The organism is Arcanobacterium wilhelmae (assembly GCF_029632765.1).
GTDB classification, from domain to species: Bacteria; Actinomycetota; Actinomycetes; order Actinomycetales; family Actinomycetaceae; genus Arcanobacterium; species Arcanobacterium wilhelmae.
On record NZ_CP121247.1, the window covers coordinates 1,476,083 to 1,502,883 of the forward strand.

Consider the following 26,801-nt stretch of genomic DNA (forward strand, 5'->3'; position numbering starts at 1 on the left):
GCAATGAGGCAGCGGCAACAACAGGACGAATGTTCCCCAATCTCGAAGGCGAGGCAAACCCCGTGAGCGCTACCCAAGAAACCGGCGTGAAGAATACGTCGTGGGGCCTGATTAAAGACCCCTCACGCCAACTCTCCGACGGCTACCTAGACCGCACCCCCATCTTCCAGTACATCCTGCTGTCGATCTGCTTCCCCATGTGGGGCGCGGCGGCCTCGATGAACGACATCCTCATCACCCAGTTCAAATCCGTGTTTGACCTGTCCGATTTCGCCTCCGCATTCGTGCAGTCCGCGTTCTACGGCGGCTACTTCGTGCTGGCGATCCCCGCCTCGCGCGTGATCCGCAAGTGGAGTTACAAGACCGGCATCCTCATCGGCCTGTGCTTCTACATTATCGGTTGCACGCTCTTCTTCCCGGCCTCGCAGGTGGCCACCTACTCGGTGTTCCTCGTGGCACTGTTCGCAATCGCCACCGGCCTGTCCTTCCTTGAGACCTCCTGCAACACCTACTCCACGATGGCCGGCCCGCGCCGCCTGGCGACCTTGCGCCTGAACATTTCGCAGACCTTCTACCCGCTCGGCTCGATCTTCGGCGTGCTCCTCGGTAAGTGGCTGGTCTTCACCGACGGCGAAGCGCTCCACAAGCAGATCCAGGGCTTGAGTGGCGACGCCCGTGCACAGTTCATCTCCGAATCCCTCGGCCGCACCCTCGCCCCGTACCGTTTCATCATCATCGTCCTCGCCGTGCTGTTGCTCCTCGTGGCGATCACCCAGTTCCCGCACTGCAAGCCGGTGCGCGGCACCCAGGAGCTCAAGGCAACCATCGGTGAGACCCTGTCCTACCTGGCCCGCAACTCACGCTTCCGCGAGGGCATCCTCACCCAGTTCCTGTACGTCGGCATGCAGACCGCCGTGTGGAGCTTCACGATCCGCCTCGCGCTCAACCTCGATTCGTCGATCAACGAGCGCACCGCATCCAACTTCATGATCTGGGCATTCGTGGCCTTCTTCCTCGGCAAGGTGCTCGCCAACCTCCTCATGACCCGCTTCAACGAGGACCTGGTACTCATCGGCTACTCGATCGCCGGCGTCGCCGCCCTCGCAGCCGTGATCCTCATCCCGAACATCGTGGCCGTCTGGTTCGCAATCCTCACCTCGGGCCTTTTCGGCCCCTGCTGGGCCACGATCTACGCCCGCACCCTCGATTCGATCGAGGACAAGCGCCACACCGAAACCGGCGGCGCAGTGATCGTCATGTCCATCATCGGCGGCGCGGTTGTGCCCGTGATCCAGGGTCTCGTGTCGGACATGACCGGTTCCATGCAGTTCGCGTTCACCGTCTCGCTCTTGTGCTTCGCAGCGGTACTCGTGTACTTCCTGCGCCAGTACAAGACGTCGAAAAACGTGGCGTGAGCACCGGCGTCGTCGCTCCCGCCCACACAAACTGAACGAAAAGAGAGAAAAATGTTGAAAATACACCTCCCCAAGGCCCTCTTCGACGGCGAAGAGAAGCTGATCGCCGAAACCGGCGAGATGCGCGTAACCGTGAAAAAGTACCGCAAAGGCATCGAATCGCTGACAATCGCAAACGCGCGCGGACACGTGGAAGTGCTGCCGTTCATGGGCCAGATCATTTGGGACGCCGAATTCGACGGGCACTCGCTGCGCATGAAAAACATGTTCTCCGAGCCGACGCCGGCGCGCGAGATCGTTGAAACCTACGGCTGCTTCGCGTTCCACTCCGGTCTGCTCGCCGCAGGCGTTCCCTCACCTGAGGATACGCACATGCTCCACGGCGAGTTTGCGACGGCGCCGATGGATACGGCGTGGCTGGAGGTCGACGGCGATCGCGTGCGGATCGTTTCCGAGTACGAGTACACAATGGGGTTCGGACACCATTACCGCGCCCGCCCGTCCGTTACACTCGAAGCCGGCTCGGGCCAGTTCCACATCGGCATGGAAGTGACGAACCTGTCCGAATACGCGCCGATGCCGCTTCAGTACATGTGCCACATGAACTACGCGTTCGTGGCCGACGGCGTGATGCGCGAATCGCTGCCCGAGGGCGCGTTCGCCCTGCGCCGCACGATCCCCGCCCACGTGACCCCCACCCCGCGTTGGGAGGAGATCAACGAGGCGATCCTGGCCGGAAAGATCGACGGGCATTCGCTCGCCGGGGCCACCGAGTTTGATCCGGAAATCGTATATCTGGCCGATGACCTGCCACAATACGGCCCGGAGGCGACGTTCGAGCTAGAGGGCCCCGACGGCGTCACGTTCACCACGCGCTTCGCCACCGACGAGTTCTCCACTGCAACCCGCTGGATCCTATACAACCCAGACCAGCAGGTGGCAGCCTTCGTTCTTCCGGGCACCTCGCGCCCGGAGGGCTTCCTGGCCGCGAAGAAGGCCGGAACGCTCATCATGCTGGCGGCCGGGGAAACACGTACGTTTGATGTGACCACTGGAATCAAGGAGGACTGACGATGGATATCGCCGTTATTGGATCAAATATGGTGGATCTCATTTCCTACATCCACCGCATGCCCAAGGAGGGCGAGACCATCGAGGCTCCCGATTTCAAGCTCGGGTGCGGAGGCAAGGGCGCAAACCAGGCCGTTGCTGCCGCTCGTCTCGGCTCGGAGGTACTGATGCTGACCCGCGTTGGCAACGACATGTTCGCCGACAACACGATCGCAAACTTCGAAGCCAACGGGATCGATACGCGTTATGTGCTTCGCACTGAGGCGACCTCGGGCGTGGCACCGATCTTCGTGGATCCCGAATCGCATAACTCGATCATCATTGTGAAGGGCGCGAATGCTCGGCTCACGCCGGCCGATATTGACGCCGCCGCTGAGGATATCGCGCAGTGCAAACTGATCGTTCTCCAGCTCGAGGTTCCGCTCGAGACGGTGTATTACGCGATCGAGTTCGGCAAGAAGCATGGCATTCCGGTTCTTCTCAACCCGGCCCCGGCGGCCCCGGACCTGGTGCTCGAGAAGGTCAAGGACTGCACCTACTTCGTGCCGAACGAATCGGAGCTGTCGCTCCTGACCGGCATGCCGGTGGAGACGATCGACGACGTTCGCAACGCGGCGTCCGCGTTGCTCGACGCCGGAATGGAGAACGTGATCGTGACCCTTGGCGCTCGCGGCGTGATCTGGATCAGCGAGGCTGGCGAAGTGATGATCGAGGCCGAGAAGGTGGACGCGCGCGATACCACAGGAGCGGGCGATGCGTTTATCGGCTGCTTCTCGCACCACCTTGTTGCAACTGGCGACGTCACGGCGTCGATGCGGATGGCGAACAAGTATGCGGCCGATTCAGTGACCAAGCTGGGCACGCAGACGTCGTACGCCACTCGCGAGGAATTCGACGTCGTCGCGAAGTAGCTTTTCTCCCGCAGCGCATAGTACTTCTCTCGGAGAAACTCACTCTCCTCCCAGAGTAAGTAGCCTTCCCCTCACAGTGTGCCCCGGGATTCCCCGGGGCACACTCGTGCACACCTGACATTTTCATGTAGAAATCGCGTTTCCATTGCAAATACTGCAACCGAAACGCGAAAACAACACAAAACTGCCGGAGCGGCGCACTCTTCCAGACTGGACGGGGTGGCAGGCCCCCGACAGCGGGGCTTTATTCCCCGTTTGCGGCGTCAACCCAGATTTTTACGCGCTCGGGATCGACAGGAGAATCCCACGAGTCACGCACCGCCGATCCCACATGGAACATGCGCACACCTGCCTCGCGTAGCGGTGCGATGTGCTCGAGTTTCAGCCCGCCACCAACCATCATGCGCTCGGCGACTCCGGGACTCTTGAGAGCTTCGAGGAGCTTGGGCATGCCTGTTTCTACGCCGTTCTCTGAGCCGGCTGTGAGTACCGTACTGACGTGCGGATAGTCGCGAACGCTGGCGTCTGCTTCCTGTCCCGCGGCGCGAGCGTCCGCGGCGACGTGGCCCGTCCCCCTCGTGCCGGAGGCGAATCGAAGCACGCGTTCCCAAGCTGTGAAATAATCCTGCGCCGAATCAACAGCGCGGTGGATAGTGATATCGCCCGAACCGGCACGCTGAGCGATCTCGCGAATCAGGACCGTATCTAATTCTCCCCCAGCCAAGTACCCGAGCACGAGGGCCTGCGCTCCGGCGTCGAGCAAAGCCGCACCGAGGTCTGCGAGAGCGTCAACATCCCCCGCCGCAAACCCGCCCTGGTCGCGGAGCATCGCCCGGATCGGCAGGTCGCAATGCGCACGGAACTCGCGCACTTGTTCCACGCTTGCCGAGAGCCCGCCGTCGGCCATGGTTCCCACGAGTTCGACTCGCGCCGCTCCTCCCGCTTGTGCTGCCGCACCGTCGCGCGCGCCCTGCGCAATCACTTCCAGCATCGTTCTTTCCTCGCTTCGTCGTAGTCGCACCTATTATATTGCGTCACCGCAGGTCCTCTTGCTTCGAATGACCGCCGACGACGCCGTCACGCGGTGACACCAGACGTCGCCCGACCAGCGCTTGCGAAGGGCGACGGCGCCGGACGCGGGCGTATCCTTGTGGCAGTAGCATCAAAGGAGAGCTCATGCGTATCGCGATTTGCGGGATCCATATCGAATCGTCCACGTTCACGCCGTATACGTCCACGGCGGCGGATTTCCGCGTGCGGCGCGGCGAGGAACTCCTCGAGCGCTACCCTTTTATTACCTACGATCCGGTGCCGATGGCCGAGCGCGTGTCCGACCTGCTCGGCGGCGTGGACCGCGAGGCGGTCGGCGTGCGCGAGTGGGAAGAGGGCGTGGAGTGGGTGCCGATTCTGCACGCAGCCGCACTACCCGGAGGCGTGGTACAACGCGAGGCGTACGAAGCGTGGAAGCTCGAGATTTGCGAGGGGTTGGCACGCGCGGCCGGCGACGCCGGGGCGCGAGTTGATGCCGACGCGCCAGTGGAGACGGACGCGGCGAGCACCGATGACGCGAGCGGAGCACCGGCGTCGGATCACACACAGGTGCCCGGCCTGGACGGCATCTTTTTCGACATCCACGGCGCGATGAGCGTTCAGGGAATGGACGACGTGGAGGGCGATCTCATCACCGCAATCCGCGAGGTCGTTGGGCCGCAGCCTCTCGTCGGCGCGTGCATGGACCTGCACGGTAATGTGTCCGAAACCCTGTTCCACGAAACCGACCTGCTCACCTGCTACCGTATGGCCCCACACGAGGACGCGTGGGTGACCCGCGAGCGCGCCGCCCGAACTCTCGTGGAGCGCGTGCGCTCCGGGCGCGGAAAACCGGCGAAAGCCCTGGTGCACGTGCCGATCCTGCTGCCGGGCGAGAAAACCTCCACGCGCATGCAGCCTGCCGCGCGCCTGTACGACGAGGTTGCCGAGGCCGCCGCACTCCCGGGCATCATCGACGCCGCGTTCTGGATCGGCTTCGCGTGGGCAGACCAGCCGCGTTGCTCGGCCGCGATCGGCGTGTATGGCGACGCCGACGGCGAGACGGACGTTTCCGAGGTGGCGCTTGCAATCGCGAAGGACGTGTGGGAGGCGCGCGAGGAGTTCGAGTTCGTGGCGCCGACGGACACGATCGAGGAGGCCCTCGAGGCGGCCTGCGCGCCGGATGCTCCCCGCCCGTTCTTTATCTCGGATTCTGGCGACAACCCGGGCGCGGGAGGCGCCGACGATGTGACGGTGGCGCTCGCCGCCGCGCTGGCGCGGCCCGAGATCGCCAGCGGTGAGGTGGGCGGGATTGTCGCCTCGCTGGTGGATCCGGCAGCGGTAGACGCGGCTCGCGCGGCCGGCGTCGGCGCGCGGGTACACGTGGAAGTGGGCGGAAAAATAGACCAGCTTGCGCCGCCGGTTCCCCTCGACGCGCAGGTGCGCGCTCTCACGGAGGACCCGACGGGCGGCTTGACAGCAGTCCTGCGGGTGGGCCGGCTGGACGTGATTGTCTCCACCAACCGTAACCAGTATGGCGAGGCCAGCCAGTTTGCCCGGCTTGGGCTAGACATGCGCGATGCCAACATCGTGATCGTGAAGATGGGCTACCTCGAGCCGGATCTGCACGCTGCCGCGAACGGCTGGCTGCTTGCACTCACGCCCGGCGGAGTGGATCAAGACATTGTGCGGCTCGGCCATGCGCAGATTCGCCGTCCGATGTTCCCCTTCGACCGCCCAGAAACCGTGGATTTGCGCGTGATCCGTGGCTAAAGTTCGTCGATGCTCGGCGGGTTCGCACCCTCGCGCGAGCACGTGATCGCGGCGGCGCGCGCGGCGAACTCACAGATCTCAGCGAGCTCAGCGGCGCCGAGCGTGTTGAGGGCGGCGCGGTTTTTCGCACCGGTCAGGCCGCGCCGGTCGAGCTGGTAGATCAGTGCCGCCATGAATGAATCGCCAGCGCCGACCGTGTCCACAACGTCCACATCTGGCGCGGGGACTCGCACAATATCGCCCGCGCGGTTGACGGCGATCACGCCCTGCGAGCCGCGGGTCACCGCGACGAGCGCCGGCCCTGTGGCCGCGAACTCGTGCGCGTAGGCGATCACGGCGGTTTCATCTGGCACGTCGGTGTCGAATAGGTACGCCAAATCTTCGTCTGAACATTTCACCACGTCCGCGAGAGCGATCAGCTCGCGCACGCGCCCGCGTACGGCCACCATATCCTCAATCAGTGCGGGGCGAATATTCGGGTCGTAGGAAACCGTGGCACCGGCGACGCCCGCGCTTTCGGGCGAAACGTCCGCACCGGCGTCGGGCTCCGTACCAGCACCAACGCCCCGGGCCCGCCGCACCAGCTCGAGCACCGACGTCGCGCCCGGCTCGAGGAGGGCACCAATCGAGCCGGTGTGAACGTGGCTCACGCGGCTCACGTCCACCGCCGCGCCCGCGAGATCCCAGGCGATATCGAAGGTGTAGCGCGCCGAACCGTCCGCGCCGATGAGCGCCGTCGCGCTCGCCGTGCGCTCGGCGGGCGCACGCTCGACGAACACATGGTCTGCGCCCAGCCAGTCGATGAGCGCTTCCCCGCGCGCGTCGTCGCCAAAACTCGTCAAAAGCCGCGCTGGGATCCCCAGCCGCGACACCCCGATCGCCACATTCGCCGGGCTCCCGCCCGGACGCTCGGTCACCTCGCCACCAGCCTCGATCACATCGATCAGCGCCTCGCCAATCACCAGCAAACTCATCGTTCCTCCGCTCCGTCCGCGCCTGCGGCACGCTCCTACTCTAGATGACGGCACGCAGGATCATGCACCCACGCGCCTGCGCCCGTATCCTTAAAGGGTGATGTGTGATGCGCGCCTGAACCCTGAAAATCCGCCGGCCCGTTGGCGTTTGGCGCCGCGCGCCGCCGCGCTTTTTGCTGCGCTCGCGTTTCTGCTCGCGCTTGCGTGGCCTGCGGTTGCGCAAGCCGCACCGGCGACGTCGGGTACGCCGCCGACGTCGGACAGGCAACTCGCGTCGGCTAGGCAACTCGCTTTCGAAACCCTGCCAACGGCGGTATTCCCTGGCCCCGGTACGCGGGCTGAAGCGTCAGCGTCGGGCACGGCATCGGCGAAGGCGACCGAGCACGTGCTCGTCCTCCTCACGAGCGGCCTGAGCTGGCGTTATATCAACGCAACCGACACCCCAAACCTCGCCGCGTGGGCGGCGGGGGGCACAATGTTCAATATGGTGCCCCCGGCGGTGCGCGAATGGGGCTGCCCGGAAGACGTGAGCCTCGCGATGAGCGCCGGCACTCCGCTCACCGAGGCGTCAGTCAACCACTCCCCCAGCTGCTCGATCCAGCGCATGTTCTCCGACGCGCCGCTCCCACTGTGGCAAGACGCCAACTTCGCCACCATCGCCCAGCATCTCGGCAACACACACAAGATCGGCGCGTTTGCGCAGGCGCTCCACGAGGCGCGTGTGGCGTCACGCGCAATCGGCACGCAGGCCGGGGCACTCCTCGTCACACCAGACGGCCTCGCACCCACGGGATATTCCACGGATCGTCTCTCCGACGAAGTGATCGCCTCGCGCATCTCACACGCCGCAGCCGTCTTCCCACTCACCGTCGCCGACGTCAACGGCGCGAACTTCGAGGCCGACCCTGAACGCTCCAAGGCGTCCGCTGCGCGCCTGCTTCCACTGGGCCAGGCCGACACTCCGCCGTCAACCGACTTCCCCATCCTCATGCCCACCGACTACTACCGCGACGTCGCCGCCCGCACCTCCGCCGCCCGCGCCGAGGCCGTGATCTCCCAGGTGGCGCCCGGCACCAAGGTGTATTTCGTCTCGCTTCAGGCCCTCGCGGCCACCGAAGTACTGCAACCCGGTTTCGTTTCATACGGGCCGGGCGCGGCGGCTAGTTCAGTGTCCGGCGACGGCGGGGCTGGGGATCTCAGCGGTGTTCCAGGGACCCGCGGGCTCGGCTGGTCTGCGCAGGTACGCCAGGTCGGCAACATCCACTACTCGTCGATCGTTCCCGCGATCTTGGCCGATTTCGGCGTCGATACGCTCGCCGCGCCGGGCGCAAGCTCGGTGCCAGTGCCGGCGTCGGCGTCACCGTCGTCCTTCGACGAACTCGCGAAAATCGGGGCAGATATTGACCCGCTCGCATCGCTACGGGCCGCACCAATGAGCGCCGTCAGTTCCGACGCGAGCGGCGCCGAGCGCGCGGCGGAGCTGGCCAGCCTTGCGCGGAAGGCCTCGATGATCGTACCTGTTCGAGGCAGCTTCGTCTCTACGCTCACGCAGTTCACGATCGTCTACACGCTCGTCGCCGGCCTGATTCTGCTGCCGGTGGTGCGCAGGCGCATCAGAAAGCGAGGAGCTACAGCGCCGGTCGTATCGGTCACAAAGAACCACACCGCGAATCCGCCGGTCGCGGGCACGGCCACAGCCGACGCCACTGAGTCGAACCACGGGCCGGCCCCCGCGCCGGCATCGAACACTGGGCGCGCACATACTCGTGATCCTCGCCGATGCCAGGTTACCCGCTGGCTCACGCGGACGGCCAACGGCGTCGTCTCGGGCGGACGATGGGCCAGCGATTTCGTGCGTATCGCGCTGAGCGTGCGGCCCGTGCGCTGGGTGTGTGCGCTGCTCGGCCTGTGGATCGCAGCTCTACCTGCGGGCGCGCTGATCTCCACCTGGGCGTGGCCGTGGTGGATGAGCGGCTCGCCGCAGTACGCAATGTTCGCCGGCACGTACGCGGTGGCGGCGCTGATCGCTGCCAGTGCGGCCGTGACCGGACGTTGGCACGCAGGGGCGCCGATGATCGCGATCGGTACGGTGACCGCCGCCGTGATCCTGGGCGACGTCGCCACCGGCTCGCGTACCATCGCCGACTCCCCCATTGGTTTCAATACTCTCCTCGGCGCCCGTTTCTACGGACTCGGTAACGAGGCGTTCTCCTTCGAGTCGACTGGCGTCTTGCTCGCGCTGGGCGGGTTGTTGGGTTGGGCGGCGCGCAAGCACGGCTCGTTTACCCCCGACGCCGTGGGTACGGGTGGGACTTCCGGCGAATCGAGCGCAACTGGCGCGGCGAGCACTGCTAACGCGACTCGTGGGAATGGCGTCGCTGGAGGCAGGCGGGCGCCGTGGTGGGCGCTCGCGATGGCGGCGCTCGTCGGGGTGGGAGCGATCGCGATCGGCGTGTGGCCAACGTTCGGCGCAGATTTTGGCGGCGCGATCGCCCTCGTGCCGGCGCTGGTGGTGTTGTTGCTGCTGGCGTCGGGGCGGCGCGTGCGCGTGCGTGTGCTCGTGATGCTCGGCGTGGGCGGGCTTGCGCTGTCGATGCTGATTGCGCTCGCCGACTGGCTTCGCCCCGCCACCTCGCGCACGCACTTGGGGAACTTTGTGCAGGCGTTGATCGACGGCGGCGCATGGGAAATCGTGTGGCGCAAACTCTCGGTGAACCTGCGGCTTCTGGTGAGTTTGAGCCACCGGTGGATCGCGCTCGCCGGGCTCGTGTTCCTGGTGCTCGTGGCGTGGCCGTGGCTCAAGGAACGCTACGCACGGGCTGTGGAACAGGTCGGCCGCGCAAGTGCTGGGCGCGACGCCGCTGGCCCCACCGGCGTCGTCGCTGGATCTCCCGGCAGCGTAGCTGGGTCTCCCGGCAGCGTGAGTGAAACCGCCGGCAGCACGAACGGGGCCACCAGCGTGAGTGAAACCGCCGTCGGCGGGTTCAGGGCGACGCTCGGTGCCATCGTGCGACAGCCGCTGGGCTATATGCTGGCCTCAGTGCTCGTGTGTACGGCAACTGCGTTCGCGGTGAACGACTCCGGGATCGTTCTGCCCGGTTCCACGTTCCAGGTACTGATGCCGGCGCTCGCCGCCACGGTCTTCCTCGAACCCCAACATTTTCGCAGGTCAGACGCCAAATAAATAAAATAAAAAAGAATAAAAAAACTAGGATAGAATGACCTCATGGTCATCAACCCTTTCAAACCTACGCTCGGCGCAACCCCACCCGCACTGGTTGGTCGCGAAGCTGTTCTCGACGAGTTCCGTTTCGCGCTCCGAAACGGACCGGGTACGCATGAACGTGTCAGTGTAGTGACAGGGCCACGAGGGATCGGAAAGACTACCCTACTCAATGCGGTCGAGGATCTCGCAGCGGAAGAAGGCTGGGTATTTTTCAGCGAAACTGCTACCACTGGCTTCGTGAATCGTCTGATTGCCCAAGCAATGAAGGAACTTGCAGGATTTTCATCAAGTAGGCGCGTGAGCGGTGCTGGCGTCCAAGTGATGGGCACAGGAGTGAACGTCCAATTTGAATCACAACCGGGGATGGCACAGCTTGAGCTACGCTCCGTGCTCACGGAACTGCTTGACCATATTGACGAACGCGATAAAAAATTCGGCCAGCATACCGGCCTCCTGATCACGCTTGACGAACTCCATCATCTCCAGCGCAAAGAGGTGATCGATCTTGCCACGGCGGTTCAGCATCTTGTTCGCGAAAATCGCAACATTTCGCTGGTGATGGCCGGTATCCCAAGCTCAGTTGTCCCGCTTCTTGCGAATGAAGATGGGAACAACCCAATTACATTCCTACGACGTGCAAATCGTGTTGTCCTTGGCAATGTTAGCGATTCATATGTCCGGGTCGGGCTGGAGAAACCGGTGACTGACGCAGGCTACCGATGGGAGGGCCCCGCGCTCGACTCAGCAGTGAATGCATGCGCGGGCTATCCGTTCCTCATTCAGCTCGTTGGGCAGTATTCTTTCGCGAACGCCAGCGACGGCGTGGTGACGGCCTCGAGCGCAGAGAGCGGAATCGAAACAGCACGGCGTAAGATCGGACAGCTCGTTCACGAACCAGCGTTGGCCGATCTTTCCGATACTGATCGCACGTTCCTGATTGCGATGTCTCAAGATGATGGGCCTTCCGCAATACGCGATATCGCCGAACGCTTGCACGTTTCCCCACAGTACGCGAACACTTATCGCAAGCGTCTGATCGAAGCGGAGATGATCGAGAGCACGGAACGCGGATTCGTTGACTTCACGTTACCGTATATTCGCGAGTACTTGCGTGAGCATTATGCACAGCACGTCTTTTTCGACACTGACGGAGAATCAGACGCCTAACTTTCACATGAGTCCCAACATTTCCGCAGGTCAAAAGCCAAATAAATAAAATAAAAAAGAATAAAAAACGCGCGGGTAAAATTGGTGGGATGAACGTTTCTTTCGATCCGGCCGGCTCGCGCGCGGTGTTCCATAAGCGCGCGGCTCATCGAGCGCGGATCGAATAAAAGGTGAGGGGCAGCCGATTGGCTGCCCCTCACCTTGCTGGCACGTCATTCACCAATGACGGCCGGCCGATTGCGGCGGATGTAACTCACAAAAACCATTCGCCGCGCCAGCGCGTCACCCGGACTGCACACTCACGGGTGCCGCGCCACGTTTCACGGTTCGGGTGGGCTCGCGAGGGGGCGAGCCCGCCCAGCCTTCGATCACGCTACCTTGGTTTCGCGACGTGCAGCCCAAACGCCGCCCGCCAGGACCAGGAGACCAGCGACCGCGTAACCGGCAACACCCGCACCACCAGACTTCGGCAGATCACCGGTGTGGAAGTTGGCGATTGCCACGCGAGCGACCGTGAGGTTATCAACCTCGGTGTTCCAGGTGATGAACGAGTTGTTCGAGTTCTCGCCCTTCGGTGTCACTGTGTAGTCACCAGCAGAGTTCTTCGCCACGGTGAACACGATCGGAGCATGGAGCAGAGACTTTCCGCTCGGAGCCTTCGACTCCACGAGGTAGTAGGCTCCAGTCTGAATCTCGCTCTTTGTGGTGTCGAACCTGTAGCGCAGCACCGACTTCTGGTCGCCGTTCAGCTTAGCCAGTTCCTTGCCGCCCTTCGCAGGGTCGCCCTGGTAGAGCGTGAACTCGGAACCGTCGAGGATCTCATTCTTGTCGTCGCCGTTCACCTTAGTGAGCACGAGCTCGAGGCCGTGCTTTTCGGTGCGGTCACCACATGCCCAAGCGAATTGCTCTTTGCTACCCGACTTCAGGGTTGCCGTGTTGAACAGTCCCTTTTGCGGGGTGTTGTGGCCGGAGCACTTCTCGTAGTCCACGCTCCATGACTTGCCTTTGACGAACTTGAACGGAACAGTGACCGTGAAGGTATCGATCTGGCCTGCATCGATCTTCTTTTCAAAACCGTTGTCGCGTCGGTTCTGGAATACCGGGAACGGCCCCGCTACACGGCTTCGCTGCCCTGAATGGGCCGCATGTGGCAGCGACGTTCGTGATCCAGTAGCGATCAACGTGGTTGTCTCCGGATTCGTGGAATTCTTGTACGAGTATGCAGTTCGTACAGCGTACTTCGGGTCACCACCACGCGGATCAAGGGGACCAACGAAGGTGCCAAAGTCCTTCTCCCAGGTGTAATCCACCGAGGCGTCCGCACTCGTCACTACGCGAACTGACTCATCGAATTGCGGAGTGTCGTTCAAGGAGTATGTGGTCTGCGCCTTCCCTTCATTGGTCACGGTGATCGTGTACTTTGCAGTGTAGACACCGTTGTTATCCGCGTCCGAGACTGAATCGAACTTCTTCTCCACCTTCACCGGCGGACACTCCACGCCGGACTCGCCAGCTGAGGTCATGCCGTAGGTGTTCATATCGGTCGGACCACCAACGGTCTGCGAGTGGCCAACAATCTCACGAGGGACGTAGAACAGGAATCCTTCATAACCTGGCTTAGCGGTCACCTTGCCGGTGCGCTTGTCGAGGTTGAAGTAAACCGGGTCTGGAACGAAACCAGTGTTCTTGAACTTGTCGTAGGCCTCCTGCCCCGTCAGACCGGTGAGTTCGTATACTCCTGAATCGACGGCCACACGACCATCAGCACGGTATCCGTAGATCGCCACGAAATGGTGGTTGACGAACGCCAGACCGAACGGGGTCAGTGCGTCTGCCGAGGCCTTGCGGCTCGCGAATGGGTCATTTGAGATTCCGGTCAGCGGGACAGTTCGGGTTCCACCATCGTTTCCACCGAACATCGATGGCGGAATCACTCGACCAATGATGTTTTGAGCCTTCAGTGAGCCGTCGGCATTCTTAGTGAACTGGTAGATGAACGATTGCTGGGTTGCCCCGTAAATCTTTCCATCTGCAGCAGTGACGAAGTCGCCGCCCCAGCCTGCGGGGCGTCCAATGCCTTGAGTGCCGTCGTTCTTCTCCGGCCCGTTTCCAGGAACAATGTTCTGAACAGGCTCGCCATTGAGGCGCGAGTATCCAAACAACGGCACCTTGATTTCGGTGGAACCGTTAGAAACGATCTTATGGCTCGTCGGATCAATCCTGGCCTCGTATGCCGACTGGTTGAACTGTCCACCCCAAATGAGAGTCGGGACATCATTGTTCTGGCCAGCGAAGCGATAGCTCAGAGAGTTAACGGAACCACCCTGGTAGTACGGCTGGTACGCGTTGAACTTCGACTGCGAGACCCCAGTATTGAAATCTTGGAGCCACTCCAGGCTCGTTGCTTTCCCTGAAGAATCACGGACAATCTTGAATGCACGAATCCAGACGTTATCGGTGTCGCTCTTTCCGTTGGCCAGGCCGTACATGTAGGTGTTGGTCGGGTCAACAGCAATATCTTCCGTGAACGCCGAATCCGGCAAGTTGGACTCTCCACGGCGGATGTTGGACAGAGCAAGGTTGGACACTGTTGCAGTGTTATTCGATGAGGCAGTGTCATCTGCATTCGGCTCGGTCGAGAGCTCAACGTAACGCATGGGCTGTCCGGAGGAGTCGAAACGCGGACCGGTCGAAATCCAATAGGTGTTGGACTTTACCTGGCACTGCTCAGTGGTTCCGTAGCTCGGCGGCTCAGTAACAACCTTGGTTGCTTTCGGAAGCACCGGGGGGTTCCACTGCTTGGGTGCCTCGGGCTTGACCGGATCCGGTGCGATCACTGGCGCCACTTCGGAAGGAAGACGTGCCATGTCGACAGGCCGCGGAGTACCGAAAGCGAGGTGCTTCTGGTCGATGGTGAGCGTTGCCCAGTTAGGCTGCATCGCGGCGTACCAGCCGTCAGGATTGGCCGAGAAATCAACCTGCTTACCGGCGTCGGGCTGGCGGGTGCCAGCGAGCATCATGGTAGAGCCGTTGAGATCAGCCGGGTTGAGGAGGATCAGGCCGTTCTGCCCGTTGCCGAGCGGATCGGACGAGAAGCCGCCCTTGAAGTCCAGTGGTGTCGCCTGCTGCTGCCAGCTCAGCGCCGCCTTGGGGACGTCGTAGAACCGGGAGAAGCCAGTGACGTTGCCGACCATGATGCGGACATTACCTGCGGCATCGAAGTCGATGTCGCCGTACATCGGCGCGGACGGGTCCACGCCCTTCGGGGCGTAGGAGCCGAGCGAGCTCAGGTTCCACGGCTGGTCCGACGACGCCGGAGGGGTCACCTTGTAGAGGTCGATGATGACCTTTCCGTTCTCGACGCGGCCCGTCTGAATGACGTACGCGTTCGTCTCAGGATCGATTGCGCCGCCGATCACATGTCCACCCTTGAGATCCGGTAGCTCACCGAGCTGGAAGACCTTGTTGTTCTCCGGGTTGAACATGAGGATCGCCTTGTCGCCACCAACGGCGAAGGCAAGATAGGACTTCTCACCGTTCTTGCGCATAGCGAGACCTTCGTAGTTCGGCATCGCACACTTTCCGGCACCAAAGGAGAAGACGGGCTTCTGGTCGGGGCTGGGCACGTTGTCTTCTGAGACGTGGTAAACGTTGCCGTTTTGGGCGAGCGCGTAGCCTTCCTGCTTTCCTGCAGCGCCAAGGCCGAGGGTTACTGCCGGCGCTGAGGACTGGGTTCCATCCACTGTGCCTGCGGAAGCAGCATCGCCTTGTCCGCCTGGTGCGACTGGCGGCTTCGCCGGGATTTTTCCGGAGGGAACCGCGAGGTCGACGGAGACTGCCATCGACGGCGGGAGCGTCGCGTTCTGCAGTGTGAATCCGCTACCAGGGGCAGGGTAGTTGATGTCCTTTTCTTCGGCGAAGCCGTCTTGCGTGAAGCTGGCAAAGAGACGTCCGTCGAGCATGGCGATGCCGTCACGACCGTTAACTGCGGAGAGGCCGCCAGGAATGTATCCCGGCTGTGCACCATTCTCGACGGGGTTGTTGGTGTTCCAGCCGGAGAGGACCGCGAGCTGGTAGCCCGAGCCTTGCAGGTTCACGTCCTTGTAGCTGGTGTCGTACCCACCACCCCATGACAGGAGGAGGTTGCCCTTGTTGTCAAAGTCAATGTCACCGGCGATCGGGTATTGCTTGATGGAGTCAAGGGTCGGGAACTGGAGTGTCCACCAGTCGTCCGTGCCCTTGCGATCAAATGTTTGAGTCCACAGGCGCTTGTCCTGCTTGGTCACCGGGTCGAACTCGTAGAACGAGATAACAGTGGCCCATTGCTGGAGCTTGTGGTCTTTGTCTCGCTGGCTTGCAGCCAGGCCATCGACGGTGGCGTAGTAGTACTTTCCGTCCTTCATCGCCGCGCCAAGCACGTAGTCACTGGTGGGATCGAAGTGGCGTCTGCGTGACGCTTGATCGCCGAGATCTTCGGTTGTCGCCGAGCCGAAAACCTGGCGGTAGACGTGGTTGTCCGAGCCGAGAACGTAGGCTTCGAGCTGGCCATCGGCGTTGAACTGCATTGCGAGGCCTTCGAACGTCGTGTCAGGCTTAGCAAAGTTGAAGATCGGGAAAAGATTGGGCAGGAGTTCCTGCTTCTCCCCCATCGTCACCTGATAAACAACTCCGTTCTTGCCAAGCGAGTACACCTGTCGCATTGTTGGCGGCACGGCAGCCTCGGCGGTTCCGGGAGTTGCGCCGACGACGGAGAGCTTAGTCCCGTCGGCAGGCGTGTAGACGCACTTTTCGGTAATGACGCCGAGGGGGCCTTCCGACTTCGGGGTCGCGTCGATCGCGTCTCCGCCCGGCTGTGCCGGAGCGTCAGGCGCCTTGAATTCGTGGGTCCAGCTCCAATCTCCGGAGCCGGAATTCGGGCTCTTCGTCAGGGCGTATCCTTGTGCCGCCTGTGCTGTGATAGTCACAGTTCCAGGGTTGGTCACGTCATAGGTGTTCCCCTGCTGCAGAACCTGGTCTTTAAGGAGGTATTCGACACCGGCCTTGGTTGGCACAGTGTAGGAGCCTGTGCCGTCATTGTTGTCGTTAAATTGCACAGGATCAGGTGTGACAGTCTGCACAGGTTGTTCAGCCGGCGCATCAGCCGACGACGACGGATCCTGCTTGGGCGCCTGAGTTGACGGATCCTGCTTCGGCTCGGCCGGCTTCGGCGCGTTGTAGGTGTATGGTCCGAACTGGCTGGGGGCCTGCGGATCGAGTTGATATGGATCAACAGCAATCGCACGAATAGCCTTGATAGTCTGGCCATCCTTGAGCTGAATGACACCGTCTTGTCCAACAGGGATCTGTTGTCCGTTTTCGCCAATAAGCTTTGAGTTTTCAGCATTGACGTACTGGACGCCGGGCACGCCATGAATGGTCAGACGGCCGGTGTTGGAATCAAAAGTTGGTTCGATTGGCTTGACGGTTTCCTGCGGAGCATTGACCGCGTTCCACACATCCTGGATATTCGAACCAGTCGGCGCTGAGAACACGTCAAGGCGTACGCCACTGAACTTGTAGACGTTGTTCAAGTTCAGGAAGGCGTTAATGTACTTACCATCCTGCAGGGCGGTGTTCGCTGGGATAGTCCAGCCGTAAACGGCGTTCCTCGTGTTCGGATCGTTGACAACGGTGAAGTCTTGGAGTTCTTTGCCATCCTTCGGGACTGCGGTGTTGGTGGCATCATATTGAGCGTACGACCTAACCAGGTTGTCGGGCTTCTTGTTGATGTCTTTCAGGGTCAGGAACACGAACGCCTGTTGGCCTGCCGGCGGGCGGGGAGTCTGCGGAGTGATTTGAAGGTAGGAACCCACCTGAACATAGTTGTTTGCCGTGTCACGCGCATCGGAGGTTCCGATCACGCCGATTTGGCTACGATCGAGTGCTGACGCGCTCGTCCCACCAAACACGACCGGGGAAACGAGCGTTGCGAGAACGAGGGCGAGCACGGCGAATAGCACGCCGGCGGCTTTTGCCGCCCGCGATCCCATCGCGTCACGCGTGGCCGCAATCGCGGCGGTCATCTGCGTTTTCATCGATCGTTCTCCTCATCGTTCTTGCGTCGTTTGGCGGCCAGCAGCGAGCCGGTGCCAATAAGTCCAAATGCTGCGATTCCTGCGGCAGCCACGGAGGCGCCTGTCCACGGAAGTCGGGGCGGGGTTGGGGGTGTGCCGGTGGGCGGCAGCGGCGGCGGGACCGGCGGCACGCCCGGGGGCGGGGGCACTGTTGGGGGCACCGTCGGCGGTGTGCTCGGTGGCGTCGACGGCGGAGTGGTGGGTTCGGGCGTGACGTCGAAGTGTGTCTTGGCCGCGATTTCGACGGAGCAGTCCCAGTGGTCGCCTTCGCCGAGGGGCACGGACACGATGAACGGATCCATCTGGCTCACCTTGTAGCCGGGCACGTGCGGCATTGTCGCGCTCACGACGTACAGGCCGATGGGGAGGTTCCCGAAGCGAGCCACCGCGTCCTTGCCGGTCACGGCCACATGAGGCTCCCCCACGAAACCGGCCTTCTCGGCGTCAGCGACGGTGAGTTTGTCGATTCCTGCCCAGTTCGCGAAGCGGGTGAGGTCGTAGCCTTTGACCTGCTTGGCGGTGAGTTCCACGCCGATGCCGCTGGGGTCTTTGAGTTGGCCGGGCGCCACTTTGTCGAAGGGGTTGGGCGTGGGCATGGAGATGGCCAGCGAGCCAGCATCGCATGTCACGTCCGCCTTCGGGGTGTCGCCCGTGATGGTCTGCGCATGCGCCGTGAGCGGCGCGAGCGCGATCACGCCGGTGAGGGCGAGGATCACTGTGCCGCGTCGGGCTGCGTTGTGGTGAGCTTGGAAAGTCATGTGTCCTTCTTTGCTAACGGTGAGTGGGTGGTGAGTATCAGTTGTCGCTGGTGGGCGCAGAGTCCGCGACGTCGGTCGGTGAAGTATCGTCGCCGGTTTCGACGACGTCGGTGGCGGGTTGCGCTTCAGCCTGCGGAAGTTCGGCCGCGTTCGGGCTGGTAACGTCGGCTTGATCGTCCTTGTTGCGGCGGCGTGACTTCATCATGAAGAACACCAGCGCGAGGACCGCGAGGAGCGCTACTCCCCCGAATGCCCACATCCACCACTGGATCGTGGTGCCGACGCCATCTTCGAGGGCAGCCTTGCCGGCGTCATCCATTGGGGCACGCTCAGCATGCACAAGCAGACGGTGCGAGTTCACACCATACGGAGTACAGGTGATCAGGGTGAGAAGGTCGCGACCTTCCACCTTGTAGAGGTTTTCTGCCTCATCAGGCAACACCACTTCCGTGCCAGACACCACGTAACGAAGCTTCTCCCCCGCCACGTCGATGTAGATCGAATCGCCTTTTTTCATCTTGTCGAGATTGTCGAACAAGGTGGCGGTTTGCAGGCCGGTGTGGCCGGTGAGGACCGAATGGGTTGAGGGGCCACCCACGGGGAGGTCGGTGCCGAACAGGTGGCCGATGCCTTTCTCCAGCGTGTCCGGGCGGGTTCCGTGGAACACGGGCAGGTCCGCTTTGATCGACGGGATCACGAGGCGAGCCATCACGCCGGTGACGTTCAGCTGAGCGAGGTACTCCTTGTAGGGCTCGTTATCGTCAGCCAGACGCTCCGTCCACGGATCGAGGATCGGGCCAACCGTGCGCTCAGCATTGTAACGGTGGGCTTCTTCGAGGGACTTTTCAAGGGCCTTGGTGTCTGCCTTCTTCACGAATTTCGCGTACTCGGCCGCGGCCTGCTGCTGCTGATAGTTGTTCCACTGCGTGGAGACGATCGGGTACAGGAGGATCGCGATACCGAGAAGAATCACCAGTGCTGGGACCAGCATGGAGGATTTCTTCTTGGGCTTTTCGGTTTTCACCTCGCTTTTGCGAGCGGAAATTTCTGTGAGAGACATTTTGAGGCTTTCTTTTGTGAGTCTTTCTCCGCGTTGCGGAGGTTCCTGTGGTGACAGGGGGTTCTGGAGAACCAGTGTTCGGCTGGTGGGGCCGACGACGCCGGTGTGAGTGGCGTCTTGTTGGCGGGCTACCCGCCCCGAAAGGTTTTGCACTCTTCCGGGGCGGGGCCCACCAGGAGATTTACCAGTGAATTACTGGTTTTGAGAGGAGAATCAGGCGTTCTTCTTCTCGTTGCGCTTTGCAGCGTAGAGGCCGCCACCGATCACGGCGAGGCCGAGGATGCCGAACGCGGCAATACCAGCACCACCGGTGAGCGGAAGCTTCGGCTTAACCGGGATGTTGACAACTTCGGTTGCCTTGAACAGCGAGAGGGTCTTGTCCGACGCCGGGGTGGAGACCGACTCAACGGTGGTCTTCACAGCGGAATCCTTGGAGACCACGTTGCCCTGAGCGTCGAGTGTCCAGGTTTCCTCAGTGGTGACCTTGGTCAGTTCCTTGACCTCGATGGTGAACGGAATCGGGGTGCGATTCAGCTCGTACTGAACACCATCGACCACCGGAGCCTTCGTCTCGAGAAGCTCGTACGACTTGTACTGGTCATTCGAGATCGACTCGCCAGTCTTGGTAAAATCCTCGAGGTTGTTGGCGTGCAGGCCGTCGATCGTCACAACGCCGCTGTCCGGGGTGGTCCACTTGTCCTGGCCATTGATCGAGATCTTTTCCTTCTTGCCACCCTTGGTGATGCCGTACACCTCGAACTCGGCGCCCTTGAGCTTCTTCTTGTCGCCGTCGGTCTTGGTGATCTCGATCTTGCCCCAACCGGTGACAACCGTGTTGGTCTTCTCACCCTTGTCCGGGTTCTCCGGCGGGTTCGTCGGCTCAGGGATGGTCGTGCCCTTACCCTCACCGTTGTTCTTCACAACGATCGCCTGGTTCGGTGCGAGACCGGAAGCCATCACCTTCGGCGAGAACTCAAGGTAAACCTTCACGGTCGAGTCGGCGATCTTCGCCTTCGCAACCTTATCGAGACCCGAGTTGGTCAGCGCAACAACGAGCTCCTGGCCCGTTGCTTTCACATCCTTGCCGTCTTCCTTCACGCCCTTGCCGTCACCCTTGTAGATGGTCGACGCAAAGTCCGCGGGTTCCAGCTGCGTCTTCTGAGCATCGGTGCCAACCGACACCTTCACCGACTTAGCATCGAGGAGCTGGAGCTTCTCGTCGAGGTTATCCCAGAAACCGAACTCGTTGAGATCGTACTCACGGCCCTCAAACGGGGTCTTGAGCTTCTTCGAGGTCGGAACGGTAGCCGAGATCGTGTAGGTAACAGTCTCGCCAACTTCCTTGTTCGTGTCCTCAACAGCCTTCACATTGTTCTCGAGGGAGTTCTTCGGGTAAACCCACACAGCATACTGATCACCCTTCTCCGACTTAATCCACGAGGACTGATCCTTCGGGTTGGTGGTCGGCAGGTAAACGAGCGATGCGGCAGCGCCCTTGTAGGTCTTGCCATCGGCGGCCTTCGAGTTGGTCTCCTGGAGGAGGTAGACACCGAGCGGAAGATCCGCGAAATTGATTTCACCATTCTCGCCAGTCTTCTGAACGATCGGATTGCCGAAGGTCCAGCCAGCGCCGCCCTTCAGAGCAGCCTCAGCAGCGGACGCCTGGAGAGCGCCGAGCTCCTTGATCTTGTCGTTCGACTTCACCGCGTCCGCAACCGACGGGATACCGGGAGCTGCAGTGATCGGGGTCAAGGTGAACTCGATACCCTTAATCGGGTTCGGGGTCTGGCCGTCAGCGAACTGATCCTTGGTGCCCGTCGGATCCTTCGTACCCTTCGAATCGTCGTACTTGACGAGGTGGATCGTGCCCTTGCCGCCGTTCAGGTTGGCGTCAACCACGGAAGCTGGAACCTGATCCTGCGCGAAGGCAGCGGTGGACGCAGCAACACCCGAGAAAAGCAACGTGCCAGCCGCGAGGGTGGCAATCGCAGACTTGCGAATTGAGTTCTTCATGTAATCTCCTGAATTTCGAGCCCCGAGGGGCTGTCATTGTTTGAGACACGTCATCACCCAAGTCTGAAAAAGAGCGCACACCCCTGCGGGCAGCGATCTCTCACGGAATTACTTCCCCATCCGAGCAAGGAAATGTGGTGACATTCCCTAACGCCCGTGGCGTGGCGGTTTTTCAACCCCCATCACCTGATGGTGACAGTTGGTGAGTTAGTGACAAACAAGAATATAGCCGCCCACGCCAGACGAGTCACGTGCACAGCATGGGGATAACTACCCATACCCTCCCCATACGCCAATGCACGATCATTTTGGCGCGAAAACACGCCACAACCAGACCCTCCGGAGATAGATCACAGAGCGATCATCCCCGAGGTGGACTCCACACAGCGCCCCCTTGTGTAGCAGGGATTGCCCACATATTTTCCAGAAATTTGTCAGTTTATTTGTCGGACAATGCCACTTTGCGCCTTTTATGATGGACCTGCCCCCAGATTTGTCTGACGTATTTTCCTCGAAGGAGAGGTTGCGTCACCGAAGAGAAAGACGAGAAAAATGGGCTCGTTGCAAACACACCCGCGCTTCGGCGCACTCCCCCAGGCAATCCTCGCCGTGACAGCCAGCCTCGGCATGATCGCAACCAGCGCACCAGCGTCGGCGCTCCCCTCCGCGCCCACGACGACGGTCACCCAACCCGCGTCCAGCTCCTCAACACACGAAAACTCCATGTTCGACGCACTGAAGGTGCAGGCGAAACTTGTTGCGTCGTTCACCGGTGAGGACGCAACGTTCACCGGCAAAGCGAAGAAGCTCGACGGCGCACAACTTGCTGGCCTCACGCGCGGCACCGTTTTCCTCCGCTTCAAGGCAGACCCGGCCCACCGCGAAAACCAAGTCCTCCTCGGACTCCACAAAACTGGCACTACACCCGCCCTCACACGCGACAACTCGCGCGCACAGTTCTACCTCAAGCCCGGCGAAGGCAAGATCCGCTACGAGATTCCGCCGATCCAGGCCGAAAAAGAGGCAAACATTTTCGACGGCAAATGGCACATGGTGGCCATCACCGCGGGCGACGCCAAAACCGGGCGCATCACCGTTGACGGCACCGAGATCTACCACTTCACCAACGCCACCTACGCTGGCTTGTTCGAGAAGCTGAGCGCCGACGTCGTGGCTGTGGGTGGGCACCTGACCGACGCCGGCGAGACCCTCTTCGGCTTCCACGGCGAAATCTCCGACGTGCTGGTGACCGGCACAAACATCTCCGACGACGCCGCTCAAACCATCACTCGCGCCGGTGCGCTCGACCCGGCTCAAGCCGCAGCTGAGAAAGCCAATGCTTCGATCGGCACTGCAAAGGGCGAGCTCTTTACCGACGCGCCGGACAACTCGTGGGTGTTTACCGGCGGCGAGAACGTGGCCGGCGGGTTCGCCCAGACCCGCGGAGCACGTCACTACGTGGGGCAGTTCGAGGAGTACGTGCGCTGGACGAAGGCTGGCGTTGCCCCATTCGGTAATGAGCAAAAAGAGCAGCGCATGCAGCGCTACACCACTAATCTCGGCAAGGCAGGTAACACGCTTGCCACAGTGAACGCCCAGTTTGGCACAGTCGCAGCGCTCGCCCCAAAGGCCGTGTCCTACCTGGTCCAGCCCGACGATTACGCTGGCGGGCTCGAGGCGCTCGAAGCCCAACTCGCCACGTTCATCAAGAAGGCACACAGCCTCGGCGAGGGCCGATTTGCGGTGATCGAAAGCCCCTTCGGTGGGCAGCCCCAGGCAACGAAAGTTCTCGAGACGATACGGAAAGTCGCGGCCGCGAGCGCCGACCCTGCCCACGTGGCGGTGGTTGATCACACGCGCACCAGCGTCGCCGCGACGCCAACCGCGGCGAACCACCGCGACCTCGCGCGCGATCTCGCGCGCGACGTCTACGGTAGCGACGCCGAGTTCCCGAACACCAAACCAAACCTGACCGCTCGTGAAGAAGCCGCACCGACGTCGTACCTGACGCAGGCACCAACGGCGAAACTCGTCGGCGGAAAGCTCCACCTGACGCTCGCCACAGAAGGCTCGTGGATCCATACGATCACGCCACGCGATCGCAACATTTTCTCCCCGCTCGCCTCGCAACTCGAAGTGACGGCGAAAGCCGGCGCCGACGTCGTCGTGCCCGGTCTGCCCACCGAAGGTACCGTGCGTGTGGTGACCCGCTCCGCCGACGGTGCCACACAACTCGCCACCATCGACGTCGATCTCACAACCGGCCACGCGACGCCGGTGAGCACCGCTGGAAACGGCGCGCTCGCTGCGAAACTCGCTGGCAAGAAGCCGCTGCGTTGGCTCTTCATCGGTGATTCGATCACCCACGGCGCCTGGCACACGTGGGGTTACGATTCGGTTCCGCAAATCACCGAAGACTACCTCCACGGGCAGCTCGGCCGCGCGGGCGACGTCGTGGTGAACACGGCAGTTTCCGGTGCGACCGCGGAAAAGACGCTTGCGAACGCCGCTTCGCGTGTGGATGCCTACGCGGCCGGCGCCGACGTCGTCGCGATCCAGCTCGGCACCAACGACGCACAGGTTGCCGGAATGAGCGTGGACAAGTTCGCCCAGCAGATGCGCGAAATCGTTGCGCGCGTGAAGGCGGCCAGCCCGGGCGCCACGATTGTGCTGCGTACGCCTCCGCCGTCGGACGACGGCAACTGGAAGGGCGTGGAACCGTATGCAAAGCGCGTGATCACGCTCGCGAAGGAACTCGGCGTGGAACTTGTGGACCAGTACACGCCCTGGCGCGAAGCCGCAAACACGTACCCGTGGCTACTGGCCGCAGGTGACGAGAAGGCTAACACCCAGTTCCTCATGGGTGGCGGGGTTGCGATCCACCCGGGCTACAACGGCCAGCGCCTCATGGCGCAACTCTTCCTCGACAAGCTCGGCGTATGGACGCCCGATTCGGCGCAGGCTCAGCTGCGCTACCAGATGCCGATCAAGGCTCGGGCTGCGAGCACGCCGCTCGCAGGTGCCGTGGCCGACGGCGTGGTGCGCGTGGAAACCGCCGCTGTTTCCGGCGCAGGCGAAGTCGCCGTGAGGGTCGGTGCGAAAGACGGCTCGTGGGGCGTGACGAAAGTTGTGCCGGCCGGCCAGGAAGCCGTGTTCGAGGGGCTCGACGTGGCCACCGGCGTCGTCGCCTCCGCAACCGCCTACGAGCGCGACTCAGCCGCGCAGGTCACCTACCGCGTGATGGGCGAAGGCATCGCGAAGCGCGAAGTTGTTACCGCGAACTTGCACACAGAGCCGTCGGCTGCGCTGGGGATCACGGACATGACCGAGCGGGCGGCGATAGTTGAGCGCGAAGAAGGAAAGATCTACTACCGGATCCCCGCGCTTACCGCGACGCCGGGCGGCGACCTCATCGCAGCGTTCGACGAGCGCCCGCTCTCGGCAGGAGACGACACCTGGCAAAAGAAGGTCACCACCGGTTATAACGGCAAGAACTGGATGGGATTCATCGGCCCGAAGTGGAAGAACGGCGAAGACTCCCCCAACCCCAACTCCATCGTCCAGTACCGCTCCACCGACAACGGCAAAACCTGGACTAAGGAAGGCAACGTCTGCTCCGGCGTGCCCACCGACGTGCGTGCCGACTTCACCGGCTGCTCCGACCCGTCCTACGTGGTGGACTGGGAAAGCGGGAAGATCTTCAACTTCCACGTGCGCTCCTACGACGCCGGAATCCAGGAATCGCAGTACGGAACCGACCCGTCGCGTCGAGACGTGGTCCACGTGGAGGTGAGCGAATCCCGCGACGACGGGCGCACCTGGACTTCCAAGGTGATCACCGACGTCGTGACGCCGGGGAACAGTGCGCAGTGGAGGTTCGCCGCCTCCGGACAAGGCATTCAGATCCGCAACGGGAAGCACGCCGGCCGGTTGGTACAGCAGTTCACGCTCGCGAACGAACTCCGGGGTGACCAGCGCGCCTTCTCGCTCTACTCCGACGACGGCGGCGACACCTGGACGCCAGGAAAGCCTGTTGGCACGAAAATGGACGAGAACAAGGTGGTCGAGCTGTCGGACGGCTCACTGCTGATGACCTCGCGCGACAAGAACGGGCCCGCAAACGGCTCCGGCCAGCGCTGGCAAACGATCTCCCGCGACGGCGGCGAAACATGGGGCGAAGTGACCCGCATGCCCGACGTCGTCGATGGAAAAACCAACGGGCAGATCGTGCGCGCCTGGCCGCTTGCGAAAGCCGATGATCCGCGCGCCAAGGTGCTGATCTTCGCGAACGCGCAGAGCATCACTGGCTCGAACGCAACTCAGCAAAACAACGATCGTTCCAACGGAACCGTGTGGGTCTCCACCAACGACGGTGCCAGCTGGACACCCAAAGTATTCAACACCGGCTCAACCGGCTATGTCACCATCGCCGTACAACACGACGGACGCATCGGCATGCTCTCCGAAGACGGCACCAGCCAGCACAAGGAGCACGGCATCTACTACCGCTCGTTCGGGCTCGAATGGGTGAAGGGGATGCCAGAGGTTGTTGTGGCCGCCGAGAAGGCGAACCCGCGCGTGATGCCTGCGCTGACGTTGGAAAAGCCTTCCGTGGTGCCGGCAAAGAAGCTTGAGAAGCCGTCGGTGATGCCGGCATTGCCACTCGAGCCGCCGAGCACTCGCCCAGCGTTGCCACTCGAGCCGCCCGCCGTCGTGCCGGCAAAGAAGCTGGAGAAGCCGATCGTCAGCGTTCCGTGGACGCAGCTCGTGCCAGCGACGCCGGTTCAGCCCGCTAAGCCTGCTAAGCCTGCTAAGCCAGCAAAGCCAGCAAAGCCAGCAAAGCCAGCTAAACCTGCCAAGCCCGCGAAGCCTCACGTGTCTGTGCTTTCGTGGAGCGTGGAGTTTGTGCATCCCATGCCGAGTCTGGCTCTGTGGACCGGTCGGCCGCACTGGGCGGGCACGCCCGCTTGGGGACGCGTGCCTGGTTGGCAAAGCACGCCGCACTGGACCCAGGTGACGGATCTGTTCGACACACCATTCTGGGCGCCGGAGTCGCACTGGATGGAGACCCCACGTTGGAGCCATGCGTCGCGTTGGACGAGCACTGCGCGTTGGGGCCAGCGCGTTCAGTGGACCAGGCCGTGGGATGCGCAGGGCTGGAGCTCGTGCCGCGTGAACCGCAACATGTTCGCACCGGTGACGCCTTTGCGAATCGAACTTGTGCAGCCGAACCCTTTCGGAATGAACGTCGGCTGGGGATTCGCTAACCCCTGGTTCTGATCCACAGGAGA

Annotated in this window: 13 protein-coding genes; 7 read left to right on the forward strand and 6 right to left on the reverse strand. The window is 62.1% G+C overall.

Annotated elements, in window-relative coordinates; all coding sequences use genetic code 11:
• Positions 1-29: 29 nt before the first annotated feature.
• Genes fucP through rbsK form a run of 3 tightly spaced genes read left to right on the forward strand, consistent with a single transcriptional unit; the run spans position 30 to position 3,397 of the window.
• Entirely contained in the window at positions 30-1,415 is a 1,386-nt protein-coding gene (fucP, locus tag P8A24_RS06620; protein ID WP_278057822.1) for an L-fucose:H+ symporter permease, read from the forward strand.
• A 51-nt stretch (positions 1,416-1,466) separates the two neighbouring features.
• Positions 1,467-2,486 carry an aldose 1-epimerase family protein gene (locus tag P8A24_RS06625; protein WP_278057823.1) on the forward strand — a complete coding sequence of 340 codons (1,020 nt, stop codon included), beginning with the start codon at positions 1,467-1,469 and terminating at the stop codon, positions 2,484-2,486.
• 2 nt (positions 2,487-2,488) lie between these two features.
• Positions 2,489-3,397: a ribokinase gene (gene rbsK, locus P8A24_RS06630; protein WP_278057824.1), complete on the forward strand. Its 909-nt coding sequence runs from the start codon at positions 2,489-2,491 to the stop codon at positions 3,395-3,397.
• A 244-nt stretch (positions 3,398-3,641) separates the two neighbouring features.
• On the opposite strand, the gene P8A24_RS06635 is transcribed toward rbsK, so the two are convergent.
• Positions 3,642-4,388, reverse strand: a complete 747-nt coding sequence (locus tag P8A24_RS06635) for a copper homeostasis protein CutC (RefSeq protein ID WP_278057825.1) — start codon at positions 4,386-4,388, stop codon at positions 3,642-3,644.
• Between the two features lie 185 nt (positions 4,389-4,573).
• Here P8A24_RS06635 and P8A24_RS06640 point away from each other — a divergent pair, with 185 nt between their 5' ends.
• Positions 4,574-6,199 carry a M81 family metallopeptidase gene (locus P8A24_RS06640; protein WP_278057826.1) on the forward strand — a complete coding sequence of 542 codons (1,626 nt, stop codon included), beginning with the start codon at positions 4,574-4,576 and terminating at the stop codon, positions 6,197-6,199.
• On the opposite strand, the gene P8A24_RS06645 is transcribed toward P8A24_RS06640, so the two are convergent.
• Positions 6,196-7,173, reverse strand: coding sequence for a carbohydrate kinase family protein (locus P8A24_RS06645; protein ID WP_278057827.1), 978 nt, complete (start codon positions 7,171-7,173; stop codon positions 6,196-6,198). The two genes, P8A24_RS06640 and P8A24_RS06645, sit on opposite strands and share 4 nt — an antisense overlap.
• A 97-nt stretch (positions 7,174-7,270) precedes the next feature.
• Between P8A24_RS06645 and P8A24_RS06650 the strand changes: the two genes are divergently transcribed.
• The gene (locus P8A24_RS06650; protein ID WP_278057828.1) at positions 7,271-10,357 is read left to right on the forward strand and encodes a hypothetical protein; all 3,087 of its coding nucleotides are present in this window, start codon (positions 7,271-7,273) and stop codon (positions 10,355-10,357) included.
• 42 nt (positions 10,358-10,399) lie between these two features.
• A complete protein-coding gene (locus P8A24_RS06655; protein ID WP_278057829.1) occupies positions 10,400-11,566 on the forward strand; it encodes an AAA family ATPase in 1,167 nt (388 codons plus the stop codon).
• 368 nt (positions 11,567-11,934) lie between these two features.
• Here P8A24_RS06655 and P8A24_RS06660 read toward each other — a convergent pair whose 3' ends face one another.
• From P8A24_RS06660 to P8A24_RS06675, 4 genes are all read right to left on the reverse strand, one after another.
• A complete protein-coding gene (locus P8A24_RS06660; RefSeq protein WP_278057830.1) occupies positions 11,935-17,640 on the reverse strand; it encodes a SpaA isopeptide-forming pilin-related protein in 5,706 nt (1,901 codons plus the stop codon).
• Positions 17,637-18,437, reverse strand: a complete 801-nt coding sequence (locus tag P8A24_RS06665) for an isopeptide-forming domain-containing protein (protein ID WP_278057831.1) — start codon at positions 18,435-18,437, stop codon at positions 17,637-17,639. Before P8A24_RS06665 ends, P8A24_RS06660 begins: the two co-directional genes overlap by 4 nt.
• Before the next feature lie 37 nt (positions 18,438-18,474).
• A complete protein-coding gene (locus P8A24_RS06670; protein WP_278057832.1) occupies positions 18,475-19,497 on the reverse strand; it encodes a class C sortase in 1,023 nt (340 codons plus the stop codon).
• 213 nt (positions 19,498-19,710) lie between these two features.
• Complete coding sequence (locus P8A24_RS06675; RefSeq protein ID WP_278057833.1) at positions 19,711-21,510, reverse strand: SpaH/EbpB family LPXTG-anchored major pilin; 1,800 nt, start codon at positions 21,508-21,510, stop codon at positions 19,711-19,713.
• Positions 21,511-22,062: 552 nt separating this feature from the next.
• On the opposite strand from P8A24_RS06675, the gene P8A24_RS06680 reads away from it, so the two are divergent.
• Positions 22,063-26,790, forward strand: coding sequence for a GDSL-type esterase/lipase family protein (locus tag P8A24_RS06680; RefSeq protein ID WP_278057834.1), 4,728 nt, complete (start codon positions 22,063-22,065; stop codon positions 26,788-26,790).
• Positions 26,791-26,801: the final 11 nt, after the last annotated feature.